Origin of the sequence: Occultella kanbiaonis, assembly GCF_009708215.1 — a bacterium.
GTDB classification, from domain to species: Bacteria; Actinomycetota; Actinomycetes; order Actinomycetales; family Beutenbergiaceae; genus Occultella; species Occultella kanbiaonis.
The window spans coordinates 1,220,743-1,236,159 of sequence record NZ_CP046175.1 but is presented as its reverse complement, the minus strand read 5'-3'; the positions used below and the strand labels follow the sequence as shown (position 1 = coordinate 1,236,159).

The 15,417-nt window shown below is 68.4% G+C and carries 18 protein-coding genes; 5 read left to right on the top strand and 13 right to left on the bottom strand.

What is annotated here, in order from left to right; translation table 11 throughout:
* Positions 1 to 38: 38 nt before the first annotated feature.
* The 11 genes from rpsS to rpsL all read right to left on the bottom strand — a co-directional run bounded on the left by rpsS (position 39) and on the right by rpsL (position 8,652).
* A complete protein-coding gene (gene rpsS / locus GKS42_RS05415; RefSeq protein ID WP_133110064.1) occupies positions 39 to 320 on the bottom strand; it encodes a 30S ribosomal protein S19 in 282 nt (93 codons plus the stop codon).
* 18 nt (positions 321 to 338) lie between these two features.
* Positions 339 to 1,175, bottom strand: a complete 837-nt coding sequence (rplB, locus tag GKS42_RS05410; RefSeq protein ID WP_154792920.1) for a 50S ribosomal protein L2 — start codon at positions 1,173 to 1,175, stop codon at positions 339 to 341.
* A 40-nt stretch (positions 1,176 to 1,215) separates the two neighbouring features.
* Positions 1,216 to 1,518, bottom strand: a complete 303-nt coding sequence (rplW, locus tag GKS42_RS05405; protein ID WP_154792919.1) for a 50S ribosomal protein L23 — start codon at positions 1,516 to 1,518, stop codon at positions 1,216 to 1,218.
* Complete coding sequence (gene rplD, locus GKS42_RS05400; protein WP_154792918.1) at positions 1,515 to 2,207, bottom strand: 50S ribosomal protein L4; 693 nt, start codon at positions 2,205 to 2,207, stop codon at positions 1,515 to 1,517. Before rplD ends, rplW begins: the two co-directional genes overlap by 4 nt.
* 5 nt (positions 2,208 to 2,212) lie before the next feature.
* The gene (gene rplC / locus GKS42_RS05395; RefSeq protein WP_154792917.1) at positions 2,213 to 2,878 is read right to left on the bottom strand and encodes a 50S ribosomal protein L3; all 666 of its coding nucleotides are present in this window, start codon (positions 2,876 to 2,878) and stop codon (positions 2,213 to 2,215) included.
* Between the two features lie 10 nt (positions 2,879 to 2,888).
* A complete protein-coding gene (rpsJ, locus tag GKS42_RS05390; protein ID WP_006946210.1) occupies positions 2,889 to 3,197 on the bottom strand; it encodes a 30S ribosomal protein S10 in 309 nt (102 codons plus the stop codon).
* Between the two features lie 571 nt (positions 3,198 to 3,768).
* Positions 3,769 to 4,140: a hypothetical protein gene (locus tag GKS42_RS05385; protein WP_154792916.1), complete on the bottom strand. Its 372-nt coding sequence runs from the start codon at positions 4,138 to 4,140 to the stop codon at positions 3,769 to 3,771.
* 159 nt (positions 4,141 to 4,299) lie between these two features.
* Positions 4,300 to 5,490, bottom strand: coding sequence for an elongation factor Tu (gene tuf / locus GKS42_RS05380; protein ID WP_154792915.1), 1,191 nt, complete (start codon positions 5,488 to 5,490; stop codon positions 4,300 to 4,302).
* A 123-nt stretch (positions 5,491 to 5,613) separates the two neighbouring features.
* Entirely contained in the window at positions 5,614 to 7,728 is a 2,115-nt protein-coding gene (fusA, locus tag GKS42_RS05375) for an elongation factor G (RefSeq protein ID WP_154792914.1), read from the bottom strand.
* A gap of 79 nt (positions 7,729 to 7,807) precedes the next feature.
* On the bottom strand, positions 7,808 to 8,278 hold the full coding sequence (gene rpsG / locus GKS42_RS05370; RefSeq protein ID WP_154792913.1) for a 30S ribosomal protein S7: 471 nt from the start codon (positions 8,276 to 8,278) through the stop codon (positions 7,808 to 7,810).
* Positions 8,278 to 8,652 carry a 30S ribosomal protein S12 gene (rpsL, locus tag GKS42_RS05365; RefSeq protein WP_154792912.1) on the bottom strand — a complete coding sequence of 125 codons (375 nt, stop codon included), beginning with the start codon at positions 8,650 to 8,652 and terminating at the stop codon, positions 8,278 to 8,280. Before rpsL ends, rpsG begins: the two co-directional genes overlap by 1 nt.
* 523 nt (positions 8,653 to 9,175) lie before the next feature.
* Between rpsL and GKS42_RS05360 the strand changes: the two genes are divergently transcribed.
* Positions 9,176 to 10,726, top strand: coding sequence for an MFS transporter (locus tag GKS42_RS05360; RefSeq protein WP_168217763.1), 1,551 nt, complete (start codon positions 9,176 to 9,178; stop codon positions 10,724 to 10,726).
* Entirely contained in the window at positions 10,723 to 11,454 is a 732-nt protein-coding gene (locus GKS42_RS05355) for a ChbG/HpnK family deacetylase (protein ID WP_154792910.1), read from the top strand. The genes GKS42_RS05360 and GKS42_RS05355 overlap by 4 nt, the downstream gene beginning before the upstream one ends.
* Here GKS42_RS05355 and GKS42_RS05350 read toward each other — a convergent pair.
* Positions 11,426 to 12,028, bottom strand: a complete 603-nt coding sequence (locus GKS42_RS05350; RefSeq protein ID WP_210769315.1) for a P-loop NTPase family protein — start codon at positions 12,026 to 12,028, stop codon at positions 11,426 to 11,428. The genes GKS42_RS05355 and GKS42_RS05350 overlap by 29 nt on opposite strands.
* Positions 12,029 to 12,068: 40 nt before the next feature.
* Here GKS42_RS05350 and GKS42_RS05345 point away from each other — a divergent pair, with 40 nt between their 5' ends.
* Genes GKS42_RS05345 through GKS42_RS05335 form a run of 3 tightly spaced genes read left to right on the top strand, consistent with a single transcriptional unit; the run spans position 12,069 to position 14,624 of the window.
* Positions 12,069 to 12,863 (top strand): ABC transporter permease, encoded by a 795-nt coding sequence (locus GKS42_RS05345; protein ID WP_232847941.1) that lies wholly within the window; start codon positions 12,069 to 12,071, stop codon positions 12,861 to 12,863.
* Positions 12,856 to 13,659, top strand: coding sequence for an ABC transporter permease (locus GKS42_RS05340; RefSeq protein ID WP_154792909.1), 804 nt, complete (start codon positions 12,856 to 12,858; stop codon positions 13,657 to 13,659). Before GKS42_RS05345 ends, GKS42_RS05340 begins: the two co-directional genes overlap by 8 nt.
* A complete protein-coding gene (locus tag GKS42_RS05335) occupies positions 13,656 to 14,624 on the top strand; it encodes an ABC transporter ATP-binding protein (RefSeq protein WP_154792908.1) in 969 nt (322 codons plus the stop codon). Before GKS42_RS05340 ends, GKS42_RS05335 begins: the two co-directional genes overlap by 4 nt.
* Positions 14,625 to 14,758: 134 nt before the next feature.
* On the opposite strand, the gene GKS42_RS05330 is transcribed toward GKS42_RS05335, so the two are convergent.
* Positions 14,759 to 15,304, bottom strand: coding sequence for an NADPH-dependent FMN reductase (locus tag GKS42_RS05330; protein ID WP_154792907.1), 546 nt, complete (start codon positions 15,302 to 15,304; stop codon positions 14,759 to 14,761).
* Between the last annotated feature and the right edge of the window lie 113 nt (positions 15,305 to 15,417).

Below are 15,417 nucleotides of genomic sequence, written 5' to 3'. Positions count from 1 at the left end.
CTCAAAGAGTGTGCTTGGTGAGTTCGCGTGTCACGAGATCAGCGACGACGCGCCTTGCGGTCGTCCTTCTCATGCCCACGGAACGTGCGCGTCGGGGCGAACTCCCCCAGCTTGTGGCCGACCATCGACTCGGTGACGAACACCGGGACGTGCTTGCGACCGTCGTGTACCGCAAAGGTGTGACCCAGGAAGTCGGGGGTGATGACCGACCGACGTGACCAGGTCTTGATGACGTTCTTCGTGCCCTTCTCGTTCTGTACGTCCACCTTCTTCTGCAGGTGGCCGTCCACGAAGGGACCCTTCTTCAGACTGCGAGGCATCTCGTCGTCGTCTCCCTATCAGCGCTTCTTGCCGGTACGGCGACGGCGCACGATGAGCTTGTCGCTCGGCTTGTTCGGACGGCGGGTACGGCCCTCGGTCTGGCCCCAGGGGCTGACCGGGTGACGTCCACCGGAGGTCTTACCTTCACCACCACCGTGGGGGTGGTCGACCGGGTTCATGGCGACACCACGGACGGTCGGGCGCTTGCCCTTCCACCGCATCCGGCCGGCCTTGCCCCAGTTGATGTTGGACTGCTCGGCGTTGCCGACCTCACCGATGGAGGCGCGGCAGCGCAGGTCGACGTTGCGGATCTCGCCGGAGGGCATCCGCAGCTGTGCGTACGGGCCGTCCTTCGCGACGAGCTGGACCGACGAACCGGCGGAACGAGCGATCTTCGCGCCACCGCCCGGCTTGAGCTCGACCGCGTGGATGACGGTACCGACGGGGATGTTGCGCAGCGGCAGGTTGTTACCTGGCTTGATATCGGCGCCCGCGCCGTTCTCGATGCGGTCACCCTGCTTCAGCTTGACCGGGGCGAGGATGTAGCGCTTCTCCCCATCGGCGTAGTGCAGCAGCGCGATGCGCGCGGTCCGGTTCGGGTCGTACTCGATGTGCGCGACCTTCGCCGGCACGCCGTCCTTGTCGTGACGACGGAAGTCGATCACGCGGTAGGCGCGCTTGTGTCCACCACCGATGTGCCGTGCCGTGATCCGGCCCGAGGAGTTGCGGCCACCGCTCTTGGTGAGCGGACGGACCAACGACTTCTCCGGCGTCGTGCGGGTGATCTCGACGAAGTCGGCAACGGACGAACCGCGGCGGCCCGGCGTCGTCGGCTTGTACTTACGGATTCCCATGGGATTAGATCCTCAATCTGTTCTGGTGCGACCGCCGGCGTCAGCCGACCGCTCCGCCGAAGATGTCGATGCTGCCTTCACGCAACGTGACGATGGCGCGCTTGGTGTCCTTGCGCTTGCCCGTCCCGAAACGCGTCCGGCGCGTCTTGCCCTTGCGGTTGATCGTGTTCACGGACTCGACCTTGACGTTGAAGATCTGCTCGATGGCGATCTTGATCTCGGTCTTGTTCGAGCGCGGGTCCACCAGGAAGGTGTACTTGCCCTCGTCGAGAAGGTTGTAGCTCTTCTCGGAGACGACCGGGGAGATCACGACGTCGCGCGGGTCCTTGAGTGCTGCGCTCACTTCTGCTCCTCCTCGACCTCGGTCGAGCTGGCGACGGCGGTCGCGCCACGGCCCTGTGCGGGGCCGGCCACGAAGGCGTCGTAGGCGCCCGACGTGAAGACCACGTCGTCGCTCACCAGCACGTCGTAGGTGTTCAGCTGGTCCGGGTAGATCAGGTGCACCGTGGGCACGTTGCGCAGGCTCTTCCAGCTCAGCTCGTCCTGGCGCTCGAGCACCACGAGGACGTGGCGCGAGGAGGCGACACCTGCGAGCACGGCGACCGCGGTGGCGGTCGACGGCGTCCCGTCGGTGACGAAGGAGCTCACCACGTGCACACGCTGCGCGCGGGCCCGGTCGGAGAGCGCGCCACGCAGGGCGGCGGCCTTCATCTTCTTGGGGGTGCGCTGGCTGTAGTCGCGCGGGACCGGCCCGTGCACGACGCCACCACCGGCGAACTGGGGGGCGCGGGTCGAACCCTGACGGGCGCGGCCGGTGCCCTTCTGCTTGTACGGCTTGCGGCCACCACCGCGGACCTCGCCGCGGGTCTTGACCTTGTGCGTGCCCTGGCGGGCCGCGGCGAGCTGCGCGACGACGACCTGGTGGATCAGCGGCACGTTCGTCTGGACGTCGAAGATCTCCGAGGGGAGATCCACCGAGCCGGACTTCTTGCCCTTGGCGTCGATGACGTCGATCACGGTTGCGTCGGTCATGACGCTCACGCCCCCTTCACGGCGGTGCGAACCACGACGAGCCCGCCCTTGGGGCCGGGGACGGCGCCCGTGATGAGCAGCAGTCCCTTCTCGGCGTCCACGGCGTGGATGGTCAGGTTCTGGGTGGTCTGGCGGTCGTGGCCCATCCGGCCGGCCATCCGCACGCCCTTGAACACGCGCGACGGGGTGGAGGCCCCACCGATCGAGCCGGGCTTGCGGTGGTTACGGTGCGCACCGTGGGAGGCGCCGACGCCGTGGAAGCCGTGACGCTTCATCACACCGGCGAAGCCCTTGCCCTTGGTGGTGCCGATCACGTCGACACGGGTACCGGACTCGAAGGTCTGCGCGGTCAGCTCCTGGCCGACCTCGTAGGACTCGGCGTCGGAGGTGCGGAACTCGGCCGCGTGCCGACGCGGGGTGATGCCCGCCTGGTCGGCACGTGCCCGCAGGGGCTGCGTGACCTTGCGCGGGTCGATCTGGCCGAAGCCGAGCTGAACGGCCGAATAGCCGTCCTTGTCCACCGTGCGGATCTGGGTCACGACGTTGGTGCCCACCTGCACGACGGTGACCGGGATCTGACGACCGGCGTCGTCCCACACCTGGGTCATGCCGAGCTTCGTGCCGAGGATGGCCTTGACGGCGCGCTCGGACTGCTGGGGAGTTGAAGTCATGACTGAGTCCTCAGAGCTTGATCTCGATGTTGACGTCAGCCGGCAGGTCGAGTCGCATGAGCGAGTCCACGGCCTTCGGCGTCGGGTCCACGATGTCGATCAGCCGCTTGTGCGTGCGCATCTCGAAGTGCTCGCGGCTGTCCTTGTACTTGTGCGGAGAACGGATGACGCAGAACACGTTCTTCTCGGTTGGCAGCGGCACCGGGCCCACGACCGTCGCACCAGCGCGAGTCACCGTGTCGACGATCTTGCGCGCCGAACTGTCGATGACCTCGTGGTCGTAGGACTTGAGCCGGATGCGGATCTTTTGTCCCGCCATGGCGTCGTCTGACTCTCTCTCTTAGTACCAACTGACCGACCCCCGCGCTCGGGCGTGTCGCGCTTGGCGACGCACCCCACCGCCGTACACCGGTTGGTGTGGGTCGGAAGATGACTTGTGTGATCCGTCCGCCTGCCCCGTGGGCCAGTCAATCGAATCGATCTGGGTCGGATGCCCGGTCGAGAGCCGAACTCGCCGTGTCTGCGACGGGCCGGCTTCACCGACCTACGCACACGCGTGTCCTGCACCCCTCGCACGAGGCAACCTGAACAGTCTGCCACAGGTCAGGGGCAGATCCCAAGTCGGGCCCCGGTGGGCTACGCCACAGGGCCCGACGGCGGAGGTCACCGCTGGCAGTGCCGGTCGCCTCTCGGGTCGTTCCCGACACGCTACCAGCGTGCCTGCGGCGCCGCTGGTGGGCGCGCCCACGGCGTGCGGCGGTCCCGCGGTGCGCACGGCACCGTCACGGCGCCTCGTGGTGCCCTCACACGGTGCGCGGTGTGGTTGCGTCGGGTCAGCCGTCCCGCACCCGCCTGCGCGCGAGGGCAGCGGCCGGGTCGAGCCCGCCGGCTCAGAGTCCGGTGACCGTCGCGTTCTCGTCCAGGCCGAGGATCTCGACCCGAAGGCTCAGGTTCGCGACATTGAAACTGATGTACTTGTCGACCCCGGCAGACTCGGGGCGCTCCTGCCCCACCGAGATCTCGCCGATGGTGCCCCGCGCGAAGCCGGCCCTACCGGTGATGATGACCTGCTGCCCCACCCGGAACGTGCCACTGACCACCTGGCCGGTGAACACGGTGCCGCTGCCGGGGACCTGGAACGCGTCCATGAGCTTCAGCGTCGCCGAGCCGAGGCCCGCCTCGGGCGCCTCGGCGTCCCATAGCGACTCCGCCTCTGCCGGCGTCGGTCCCTTGACGTCATTCCCCTGTGTGAACCATCCCATGCGGGCCAGCGTACTGGCATGGACCGCTCCGTGGCGGGGCCGGGGATGGGCACCTCTGCTTCTCCCCGTGGCGGCCGCGGCCACGACGGCGGCATGACGAAGGGCCCACCGGTGACCGGCGGGCCCTTCGTCGGTGCTGGGCTCACGCCCAGCGGAGGATCACTTGATGATCTTGACCACGCGACCGGAGCCGACGGTCCGGCCACCCTCGCGGATGGCGAAGCCGAGGCCCTCTTCCATGGCGATCGGCTGGATCAGCGCGACCGTCATCTCGGTGTTGTCACCGGGCATGACCATCTCGGTGCCCTCGGGCAGCGTGATGACGCCGGTGACGTCCGTGGTACGGAAGTAGAACTGCGGACGGTAGTTCGCGTAGAACGGGTTGTGACGGCCGCCCTCGTCCTTGGCCAGGATGTAGACCTGAGCCTCGAAGTCGGTGTGCGGGGTGATCGAACCCGGCTTGGCGACGACCTGGCCGCGCTCGACGTCCTCGCGCTTGGTGCCGCGGAGCAGCAGACCGACGTTCTCGCCCGCGTCAGCGGTGTCGAGCAGCTTCCGGAACATCTCGATGCCGGTGACGATCGTCTTCTGCGGCGCACGGATACCGACGATCTCCACCTCCTCGTTGACCTTGAGCTGGCCACGCTCCACACGACCGGTGACGACGGTGCCGCGCCCGGTGATGGTGAAGACGTCCTCGATCGGCATGAGGAAGGGCTTCTCGATGTCGCGGACCGGGTCCGGGACGTTCTCGTCCACGGCGTCCATGAGCTCCTCGATGGACTTGACCCAGACCGGGTCGCCCTCGAGGGCCTTCAGCGCGGAGACCCGCACGACAGGCACGTTGTCGCCGTCGAACTCCTGGCTCGACAGCAGCTCGCGGACCTCCAGCTCGACGAGTTCGAGGATCTCCTCGTCGTCGACCATGTCGGACTTGTTGAGCGCGACGAGCAGGTAGGGCACGCCCACCTGGCGGGCGAGCAGCACGTGCTCGCGGGTCTGGGCCATCGGACCGTCGGTCGCCGCGACCACGAGGATCGCGCCGTCCATCTGCGCGGCACCGGTGATCATGTTCTTGATGTAGTCAGCGTGACCGGGGGCGTCAACGTGCGCGTAGTGGCGCTTCTCCGTCTGGTACTCCTGGTGGGAGACATTGATCGTGATACCGCGCTGACGCTCCTCGGGAGCGTTGTCGATCTCTTCGAACGAGGCGAATGTGTTGAGATCGGGGTACTTGTCAGCGAGCACCTTGGAGATGGCAGCGGTCAGCGTCGTCTTGCCGTGGTCGACGTGACCGATCGTGCCGATGTTGACGTGCGGCTTGGTCCGCTCGAACTTGGCCTTCGCCACTTGGTTCCTCCTGGAACTTGGGTAGTTGTACGCAGCATCTGGGGTGACTGGCTGTCGCCCCACTGAGGCTGAGCGATCCTACGGGTCGGTTTGGTGATGGTGAAACAGGGTCGACCTGTGGGACTACTCGCCCCGGGTCTTCTTGATGATCTCCTCGGAGACATTCCGAGGCACTTCGGCGTAGTTGCTGAACTGCATCGAGTACACCGCACGACCCTGGGTCTTGGACCGCAGGTCGCCGATGTAGCCGAACATCTCCGACAACGGCACCAAGGCGCGAACCACCTTAACGCCGCTCGCGTCCTCCATCGACTGGATCTGGCCGCGGCGGGAGTTCAGGTCGCCGATGACGTCGCCCATGTACTCCTCGGGCGTGCGCACCTCGACGTCCATGACCGGCTCCAGGAGCACCGGGTCGGCGCGCCTGACGCCTTCCTTCAGTGCCATCGAGCCGGCGATCTTGAAGGCCATCTCCGAGGAGTCGACGTCGTGGTACGCGCCGTCCAACAGGGTCGCCTTGATGCCCACGAGCGGGTAGCCGGCGAGCACGCCGACCTGCAGGGCGTCCTGCACACCGGCGTCGACGCTGGGGATGTACTCCCGCGGGATGCGGCCCCCGGTGACCTTGTTGTCGAACTCGTAGAGTTCGCCGGCCTCGCTCTGGAGCGGCTCGAAGGACATCTGGACCTTGGCGAACTGGCCCGAGCCACCGGTCTGCTTCTTGTGGGTGTAGTCGAGCTTGTCCACCTTGCGGCGGATCGTCTCGCGGTAGGCGACCTGCGGCTTGCCGACGTTCGCCTCGACGCGGAACTCGCGACGCATGCGGTCCACCAGGATGTCCAGGTGGAGCTCGCCCATGCCGCCGATCTCGGTCTGGCCGGTGTCCTCGTTGAGGGAGACGGTGAACGTCGGGTCCTCGGCCGAGAGCTTCTGGATGGCCGTGGACAACTTCTCCTGGTCACCCTTCGTCTTCGGCTCGATCGCCACGAAGATGACCGGGTCCGGGAAGGACATCGACTCGAGCACGATCGGCGCGTCAAGGGCGGCCAGGGTGTCACCGGTGGTGGTGTCCTTGAGCCCGATCGCGGCGTAGATGTGGCCCGCGTGGGCCTCGTCGACCGGGTTCTCCTTGTTGGCGTGCATCTGGAAGAGCTTCCCGATGCGCTCCTTGCGACCCTTGGTCGTGTTCATGACCTGGTCGCCGGGGTGGGCGAGACCGGAGTACACGCGGATGAAGGTCAGGGTCCCGAAGAAGGGGTGCGACGCGATCTTGAACGCGAGCGCGGAGAACGGCTCGGACTCCGACGGCGCGCGGGTCAGCTCGACCGTCTCGTCCTTCGGGTCGTGGCCGATCATCGGCGGCACGTCGATCGGGGACGGCAGGTAGTCGATGACCGCGTCGAGCATCGGCTGCACACCACGGTTCTTGAAGGCGGAGCCACAGAACACCGGGTAGGCCTCGGAGTTGATCGTCATCTTGCGGATGCCGGCCTTGAGCTCGGGGATGCTGATCTCCTCGCCCTCCAGGAACTTCTCCATGAGTTCGTCGGACGCCTCGGCGACGTCCTCGACCAGCTGGGCGCGGTACTGCTCGGCTCGCTCGAGCAGGTCGGCGGGGATCTCCTGGGTCTCGTACGCAGCACCCATCGTCACGTCGCCCTTGGAGTCACCGGGCCACACGAAGGCCTTCATGGTGACCAGGTCGACGACGCCGACGAACTCGCTCTCGGAGCCGATCGGCAGCTGCATGACCAGCGGCTTCGCGCCGAGGCGCTTCACGATGGTCTCGACCGTGTAGTAGAAGTCGGCACCGAGCTTGTCCATCTTGTTGACGAAGCAGATGCGCGGCACGTCGTACTTGTCGGCCTGGCGCCACACCGTCTCGGACTGCGGCTCGACACCCTCCTTGCCGTCGAACACGGCAACGGCACCGTCGAGGACGCGCAGCGAACGCTCCACCTCGACCGTGAAGTCGACGTGACCCGGGGTGTCGATGATGTTGATCTGGTTGCCGTCCCAGAAGGAGGTCACCGCGGCGGAGGTGATGGTGATGCCGCGTTCCTTCTCCTGCTCCATCCAGTCGGTGGTCGACGCGCCATCGTGCGTCTCGCCGAGCTTGTGGTTGACCCCCGTGTAGAACAGGATGCGTTCCGTCGTGGTGGTCTTGCCGGCGTCGATGTGGGCCATGATGCCGATGTTGCGGACCTTGGTGAGGTCGGTCAGCACGTCGAGTGCCACAGTTGCTCTCTTCTGGTCGATACGAGCGTGATCAGGTGGGTCATGGCGCCGGGGTGAGGCGGCGCCATGACCGGGGCGACTACCAGCGGTAGTGCGCGAAGGCCTTGTTCGACTCGGCCATCTTGTGGGTGTCCTCGCGTCGCTTCACCGCGGCACCGAGGCCGTTCGAGGCGTCGAGGATCTCGTTCATGAGGCGCTCGGTCATGGTCTTCTCGCGGCGGGCGCGGGCGTAGTCCACGAGCCAGCGCAGGGCCAGCGTGGTCTGACGCGAGGCGCGGACCTCGATCGGGACCTGGTAGGTCGCGCCACCGACGCGGCGGGACCGGACCTCGAGGGTCGGGCGGACGTTCTCCAGCGCGCGCTTCAGCACGACGGCCGGGTCGGACTGAGTCTTCTCGCGGACACCCTCGAGGGCGCCATAGACGATCCGCTCAGCGGTGGACTTCTTGCCGTCCATGAGCACCCGGTTCACGAGCTGCGTGACTGTCGGCGAACCGTAGACGGGATCGATCGCGAGCGGCCGCTTCGGGGCCGGACCCTTACGAGGCATTACTTCTTCTCCTTCTTCGCGCCGTAACGGCTGCGAGCCTGCTGACGGCCGCGGACACCCTGGGTGTCGAGGGCGCCACGCACGATCTTGTAACGGACACCCGGGAGGTCCTTCACACGGCCACCGCGCACGAGCACGATGGAGTGCTCCTGCAGGTTGTGACCGACGCCGGGGATGTACGCCGTGACCTCGATCTGGCTGGACAGCTTCACCCGGGCCACCTTGCGCAGGGCCGAGTTCGGCTTCTTGGGGGTCGTCGTGTACACGCGGGTGCACACGCCGCGACGCTGAGGGCTGCCCTTGAGGGCAGGCGTCTTGGACTTGCCGACCTTGGCGCTGCGACCCTTGCGGACCAGCTGCTGAATCGTGGGCACTACATCTCCGTCTCGAAAAGTCTGACTGCTCATGGTGATCGGGGTGCGATCAGGACCGGAACACTGCTGGTGCCCGGCGTATTCCACCCCGACGTGACCCCCGCGCTCGGGCGTGTCGTCCCCCGGTTCTTCACGCACACTTCGCCCATCACAGGCCCATCACGGGTGTTGTGGTGGTCGGTGTGCGTGCCGGACGGGGGTGACCCACCGCACGCTCATCCTCGTCCGAGCCCGTTTCGGGGCGACGTCCAGGTCACAGCGCGCACGCGAGAGCCCGACAGAGCGGGCACTGCCGACCAGAGTACTCTCCGCGCGACGGAAGCGTCAAAGCCGATCGGCACGGTGTGGTGCGAAACACTCCCTGTGCCGGGCTGGACCGTGCCGGTGAAGTTCCCACCCAACGGTAGCGCCGATCGGGTCGTCATGGTGGGACCCGCAATCGAGAAGTCCACGATCCGGACGCGCACTACGCTCGATGCGGGTGGTGAGCCGCATCCGTGGGCGGAGAACAGGAGAGTCGACGATGACGACACAGGGCGATCAGGACGCTGCCGTCGGGCCCGCCACCGCCGACGGCATCGAGCCTGGCCGGTCCGCTCCCGGCGGCGTCGAGCCGGGCCGGTCCGCTCCCGGCGCCGGTACGACCGGGCGCACCACCCGCCCGGTCCGATACGCGGTCGGGATGTTCGGGACGTCGATCCCGATCAACATGTTTCTCGCGTTCATGGCGTTCTACTACATCAACGATCTCGGCATGGACGCGCGCGCGTACGCCGCCGTGCTGGCCCTGTACGCGGTGATCGACGCGATCGACAACCCGGTCTACGGCTACCTCTCCGATCGCACCAGGACCCGGTGGGGTCGGCGCAGGCCGTGGATGATCCTGGCGGCACCACTGCTGGCGATCTCCTTCATCGCGTTCTTCTCCCCTCCGGACACCCTCGAGGGTGCCAGCCTGATCGCCTGGTTCGCGGTGTTCACCGTCCTCACCGGCACGTCGGACTCACTCGTGAACGCGAACTACGGCGCGTTGCTCCCGGAGCTGTTCCCGAACGAGAAGCGGCGCGCGGTGGCGAACTCGCTGCGCCAGGGCTTCCAGCTCGTGGCGATGATCATCTCGGTGGCACTCACTCCCCGGATCGCCGAGGCGATCGGATACAGCCGCACCTCCATCATCTTCGGAGTCGTGGCCGCTGTGGTGATCATCTACTGCGCGCTCGGAGCCCGCGAGGATCCGCGCGTGCTGACCGCGGAGCAGCCCCGTCTGCTGGATTCCCTCAAGGTGATCGTCGGTAACCGCAAGTTCTGGATGATCGCCGTGACAAGTGGCCTGTACTCGGCCGGCATGGCCCTGGTGATCGCCGCGGTGGCGTTCTTCGTCGAGTACACGCTGCGGCTACCGTCTGGTGACTCCACCTACCTGCTCGCCACGGTGATCCTCGTGTCCGCGTTGTGCCTGGCGTTGTGGACCCGGCTGGTACGCCGGTACGGCCCGGAGCGGATCTGGCGGATCGCACTGATCGTCCTGGCCGGGGCGCTGGCCACCATGTACCTGGCGGACACGCTCGTGCTCGCCATCGTCTGCGGGGCGCTCGTGGGGCTCGGGTACAGCGGAGTGATGGCCACCATGGACCTGATCGTGGCGCGACTCCTCGACGAGGACACCGCCCGCACGGGAGTGCGCCGCGAGGGCATGTTCCTGTCCGCGTTCGGGTTCTTCAACCGGCTGAACGCGTTCGTGAAGTCGCTCGGCTTCCTCGCCGTGGCGATGTTGTTCGGGTTCCACAGCGGCGATGACACCGGCACCCGTCCCGACGAGGCCGCGCGGTTCCTGCTCTCGGTGTTCCCGTTCGTCCTGGTCAGCCTGGCCGCGATCATGTCCCACTTCGTCCGCTTCGATCGCGGCGCCGCAGCGGAGATCCTCCCGACGGTCGCCGTGGGCGGCCCGGCGGGCGGCGCGGGTGACGACGTCGCCGAGGCGGCTGCGATCCGCAGCCCCGGCGCGGACGCGCCGGACGCCGACGACGCCGACCCACCCGGCGCCACGGACGACGCACCTCGACCGCGGCCATGACCACGTCCGTCATCGTCACCGCCGACGACCTCGGCCTCTCCCCTGCCGTGAACCGCGCCGTCGCAGCCCTGGCCGACGCCGGTGCCGTGACCGCCACGTCCCTGCTCGTCGGGCGACCACACGCAGAGGCGGCCCTTGAGCTCGACCTGCCGATCGCCGTCGGGCTCCACGTGGAGTTCGACCCGACCCTGCTCGCCACCGCGAGCCACGACGAGATCGAGGCCGCGATCGAGGACCAGGTGGCCTGGATGCGCACCCGCGGTGCCGTGCCCACGCACCTGGACCTGCACACCGGGGCGCTCTACGGGCTCGGTCCGGAGGCAACCCGTCCCGGCGGGGTGCTCGTGGAGGCGATCGCGGTGGCCGCCCGGCACCGCCTGCCGCTGCGGCTGCCCAGGCGAGCGCCCGACGGCGCCGGCGTCGGCGAGGCGCATCGGCTCGCCGTCGCACTGGCTGACGACTCCGGCGTCCGCCTCCCGGAGTCGATCCGCACGGATCCGCGGCCGACCGCGGCGATCGACGGCCCGGACGACACGGCTCGTTACTACGCCGACCTGGTGGCCACCCTCCCGGCCGGCGTCTGCGAGATCTTCCTGCACCCGGCGGACGTGGCCACCGATGGTCTCGGTGCGAAACGCGTCTGGGAGTACCAGTTGCTGCGCAGCGGCGTCCTGCTGACGGTCCTCGCGGACACGGGCGTCACGACGACCGATTGGGCGAGGATCTGAGCTGGGCAAGGGCGCGCTCGGTGTCCGCTGGCCGGCCCAGGAGCAGCACCGGCGGCACCCCCGGGTCCGCGGCCCACGCGCGCATCCTGCTGCGCTTGCTCCGCCACGACCGGAAGTGCCAGCGGATGATGGAGTCGCCCGACAGCGCGTTGCGGAGGGTCTCGACATTGCCGTTGCAGAGCGGCGCCCTGGTGACGATGTTGCGGCAGGTGCGCCACACCAGCCTGGTCAGGGAGACGAGCCGTGGGTAGTCCAACGCGACGATCACGTCCGCACGCTGGAAGATGGCGTCCAGGTGCCGGGCGTACGCGGTGTCGACCACCCAGCGTGGGCCGCTCACGGTCGAGGCGATGTACTCCTCGAACTGCTCCTGCGGCGCGGGCACCCAGCCGGGCTCCCAGTAGTGCTCGTCCACCAGGGTGACGGGCAGTGCGAGCTCCGCCCCGAGGCGCAGCGCCAGGGTGGACTTGCCCGAACCGGTCACGCCGTAGCAGAGCACCCGGCGAGCCCGACGCAGATCAGCGACACTCCCCCGGCCCATCCCGCGATGATAGCCCGGGGGGGTGCCGGTCATGATTGACTCCCACCCGAGCGGCGAGTAAGTTCTCGCTCTTGTGTCCGCCCTCGCCGTGTATGCCGGTCTCGGCTGGCGGCGATGGTCCGCGTACCGCACCGCGGCCGCCGCGGGTGCGTTCACGAACACGGTCTTCGGCCTCATCAAGGCGGCGATCACGATGGGGGCGATCGGGGCCGCCGGCGGGATACTGGCCGGCTACGACGCCCTGACCGGGGCCACCTACGCCTGGCTCGCCCAGGCACTCATCGGTCCGGTGAACGTCTTCACCTGGTCCGAGCTCGCGGAGCGGATCCGGTCCGGGGACATCGCGATCGACCTGGCGCGCCCGATCGATCCGCAGGCGGGCTACCTCGCGGCTGACCTCGGAAGGGCCGCGTTCCAGCTGGTGCCCCGCGCCGCGCCGCCGCTGATGGTCGGCGCACTCGTGACCGGGCTGGCACTGCCCGGCCAGGTGCTGCCCTATCTGCTCGGTCTGGTGTCGGTGACGCTCGCCGTCGTGGTCTCGTTCGCCTGCCGGTGGCTGGTGAACCTGGCGGCGTTCTGGCTGTTGGACCTCCGGGGCGTCATGACGCTCTACCTCGTCGCCTCGAACCTGCTGTGCGGTCTGGTGGTGCCCGTGCACTGGTTCCCGCCCTGGCTCGCCGCGGTGGCGGCGTGGACCCCGTTCCCGGCGATGCTGCAGCACCCGATCGACATCATCATGGGGCGCGCTGCGGGACCGGACGCGTTGGTGCTGCTCGGCGAGCAGGTCGCGTGGGCGCTCGGCCTGCTCGTGGTCGGCCGCGCCGTGTTCGAACTCGGGGCGCGGAGGGTGGTGGTGCAGGGTGGCTGAGGCCCTCGCACCGTACCGGGCTCTGCTCGCTTCCCGGCTGCGCTCGCAGTTGACCTATCGGCGCTCGTTCGTCCTCGACCTCGCCGGCGCGGTCGGTATCGGGGTGCTCGAGCTCGCCGAGGTGCTCGTGATCTTCTCCTCGATCACCGTCCTGGGTGAGCTCGACCTCGCCGGTGCGCTGTTGCTGTTCGCGTTCGCCGGGATCGGCTTCTCCCTCGCGGACATGGCGGTCGGGCACGTGGACTCGCTGCCGACGTACCTGCGATCGGGCACCCTGGACGCATTCCTGCTGCGTCCGCTGCCGGTCCTGGCCCAGCTGATCACCAGCGACCTGCAGCTGCGCCGACTCGGTCGCACGGCGGTCGCGGCGGTGGTGTTGGTGATCGCGCTGACGATGAACACGATCGTGTGGACGCCGGCACTCGTGATCCTCGCCGTCCTGACGCCGCTGTTCAGCGCGGTCATCTTCGCCGCGCTGTTCGTGTGCGCGGCCGCGGTGCAGTTCTGGCTGGTGGAGGGCGGCGAGTTCGCGAACGCCTTCACGTACGGCGGCTCGTATGCAGCGTCCTACCCGACCTCGATCTTCAGTCTGCCGATGCGGGTGCTGTTCACGTTCGTGGTCCCGGCCGCGTTCACCGCGTACCTGCCCACCCTCGTGCTCCTCGGCCACGCGGGGCCGGCGTGGACACCGGCGGTCCTGGGGTGGTTCGCACCGGTCGCGGCCGCGGGGATCTGGACGGTCGCCCTGCTCGGTTGGCGGGCGGGCCTACGTCACTACACGGGAGCGGGCTCATGACCGAAACGATCATCAGTGCCACCGGCCTCGGCCGGGACTTCGTGGTCCGGACCGGTCGCGGGCTGCGCCGCAGGCGCAGTATCACCCACGCCGTCGCCGACCTGGACTTCACGATCGAGGCGGGGGCCGCCGTCGGGTACATCGGCGCCAACGGCGCCGGGAAGTCCACCACGATCAAGATGCTCACCGGCATCCTGGTACCGACCAGCGGCCGCGTGCAGACCTGCGGCCTGGACCCGCACCGCCACCGTCGCGAGCTGGCGCGGCGGATCGGCGTGGTCTTCGGGCAGCGGTCGCAGCTGTGGTGGGACCTGCCGCTCGCCGAGTCCTATCGCGCCCTGGCGGCGATCCACCGGCTCGGCCCGGACACCCTGCGGACCCGCCGGGCCACCCTGGTCGAACGCCTCGACCTCGGTGACTTCCTCGAGACCCCGGTGCGGCAGCTCAGTCTCGGACAGCGCATCCGGGGCGAGATCGCGGCGGCGTTGCTGCACTCCCCCGAGCTGCTGATCCTGGACGAGCCCACCATCGGTCTGGACGTGCTGAGCAAGGAGCGCCTGCGCCAGTTCCTGCTCGAGGAGCGGGCCGGCGGGGACACCACCCTGCTTCTGACCACGCACGACATGGACGACGTGCAGCGCCTGACCGACCGCATCATCGTGGTCGACCACGGCCGGATGGCCTACGACGGGTCCCTGCCCGGCCTCGTGGAGCGGGTCGGCGCGGACCGGGTGATCGTCGTCGACCTCGAGCAGACCACTGCGCCGCTGGCGGACGTCACCGGCACCCGGCTGCTCGGCGTGGAGGCGGACGGGCTGCGTCAGCGGCTCGCCTTCACCCCCGGATCGACGACGGCGGCCGCGGTCCTCGCGCAGGTGTCGGCTCGGGCCGAGGTGCGCGACCTCACGATCGAGGAGCCGGACATCGAGGACGTGGTCCGGCGGCTGTACGCGAGCGGCGCGTAACGGTACCGGCGAGTCGGCGCTGGCCCGGATCACCGGAGGTGAGCGTCCGCACAGGTGCCCCGGGCACACGAGAGGCGGTGGCGCCGCGCGCCACCGCCTCTGCGGCCGGGGAGGACCGGGTGTGGGTCAGAGGGTCAGGCCGCGACCTTCTCGCGCACGGCAGCGATGATCTGGTCGTAGAGGCCGCGCACCTCGTCGGACGGGGCTGCCTCGAGGATGTCGCCCTCCGGAGTCAGGTCCTGGCCGAAGCTCAGGCCCGGGCCGTCCAGACGCAGGGCCTTGACGCGGTCGAGCACCTCACCGAACTGACGGGCGGACCCGGCGGCCGCACCCCAGCCGTAGCCGATGATGCCGATCGGCAGGTCGGTCCACTCGGCGTGCAGCGTGTCGACGGCGTTCTTGACGACGGCCGGATAGCCGGCGTTGTACTCGGGCAGGGTGACGATGAGCGCGTCGTAGGTTCGCACCCGCTCCGACCACGCGAGGGTGCTGGGCTGGGTGTAGTTGCCGGCGGACGGCAGTTCGGGCTCCGCGAGGAAGGGCAGGTCCACCTCGGCAAGGTCGATGATGTCGACCTCGGTGTCGTTCGGCGCCTGGTCACGGACCCACTGGGCGACCTTGGTGCCGATGCGGGTCGGGCGGGAGGAACTGACGACGATGCCGATCTTGTGAGAGGTCATGCATCCCTCAATGAGTGAAGTTTCAATAACATTCCCGGCTCCGCCGGATATGGGAGGCGTCACTTCACCGCAGCTGACGATCCACTCCGAACAGGCGGTCAACCGTCCGGCTC

Bases quoted from the DNA above. Each gene is read 5' to 3' on its own strand.
- rpsS (WP_133110064.1), bottom strand. From the start codon at position 320: ATGCCTCGCAGTCTGAAGAAGGGTCCCTTCGTGGACGGCCACCTGCAG.
- rplB (WP_154792920.1), bottom strand. From the start codon at position 1,175: ATGGGAATCCGTAAGTACAAGCCGACGACGCCGGGCCGCCGCGGTTCG.
- rplD (WP_154792918.1), bottom strand. From the start codon at position 2,207: ATGACCGACGCAACCGTGATCGACGTCATCGACGCCAAGGGCAAGAAG.
- rplC (WP_154792917.1), bottom strand. From the start codon at position 2,878: ATGACTTCAACTCCCCAGCAGTCCGAGCGCGCCGTCAAGGCCATCCTC.
- rpsJ (WP_006946210.1), bottom strand. From the start codon at position 3,197: ATGGCGGGACAAAAGATCCGCATCCGGCTCAAGTCCTACGACCACGAG.
- GKS42_RS05385 (WP_154792916.1), bottom strand. From the start codon at position 4,140: ATGGGATGGTTCACACAGGGGAATGACGTCAAGGGACCGACGCCGGCA.
- rpsG (WP_154792913.1), bottom strand. From the start codon at position 8,278: ATGCCTCGTAAGGGTCCGGCCCCGAAGCGGCCGCTCGCGATCGATCCC.
- GKS42_RS05360 (WP_168217763.1), top strand. From the start codon at position 9,176: ATGACGACACAGGGCGATCAGGACGCTGCCGTCGGGCCCGCCACCGCC.
- GKS42_RS05355 (WP_154792910.1), top strand. From the start codon at position 10,723: ATGACCACGTCCGTCATCGTCACCGCCGACGACCTCGGCCTCTCCCCT.
- GKS42_RS05350 (WP_210769315.1), bottom strand. From the start codon at position 12,028: ATGACCGGCACCCCCCCGGGCTATCATCGCGGGATGGGCCGGGGGAGT.
- GKS42_RS05335 (WP_154792908.1), top strand. From the start codon at position 13,656: ATGACCGAAACGATCATCAGTGCCACCGGCCTCGGCCGGGACTTCGTG.
- GKS42_RS05330 (WP_154792907.1), bottom strand. From the start codon at position 15,304: ATGACCTCTCACAAGATCGGCATCGTCGTCAGTTCCTCCCGCCCGACC.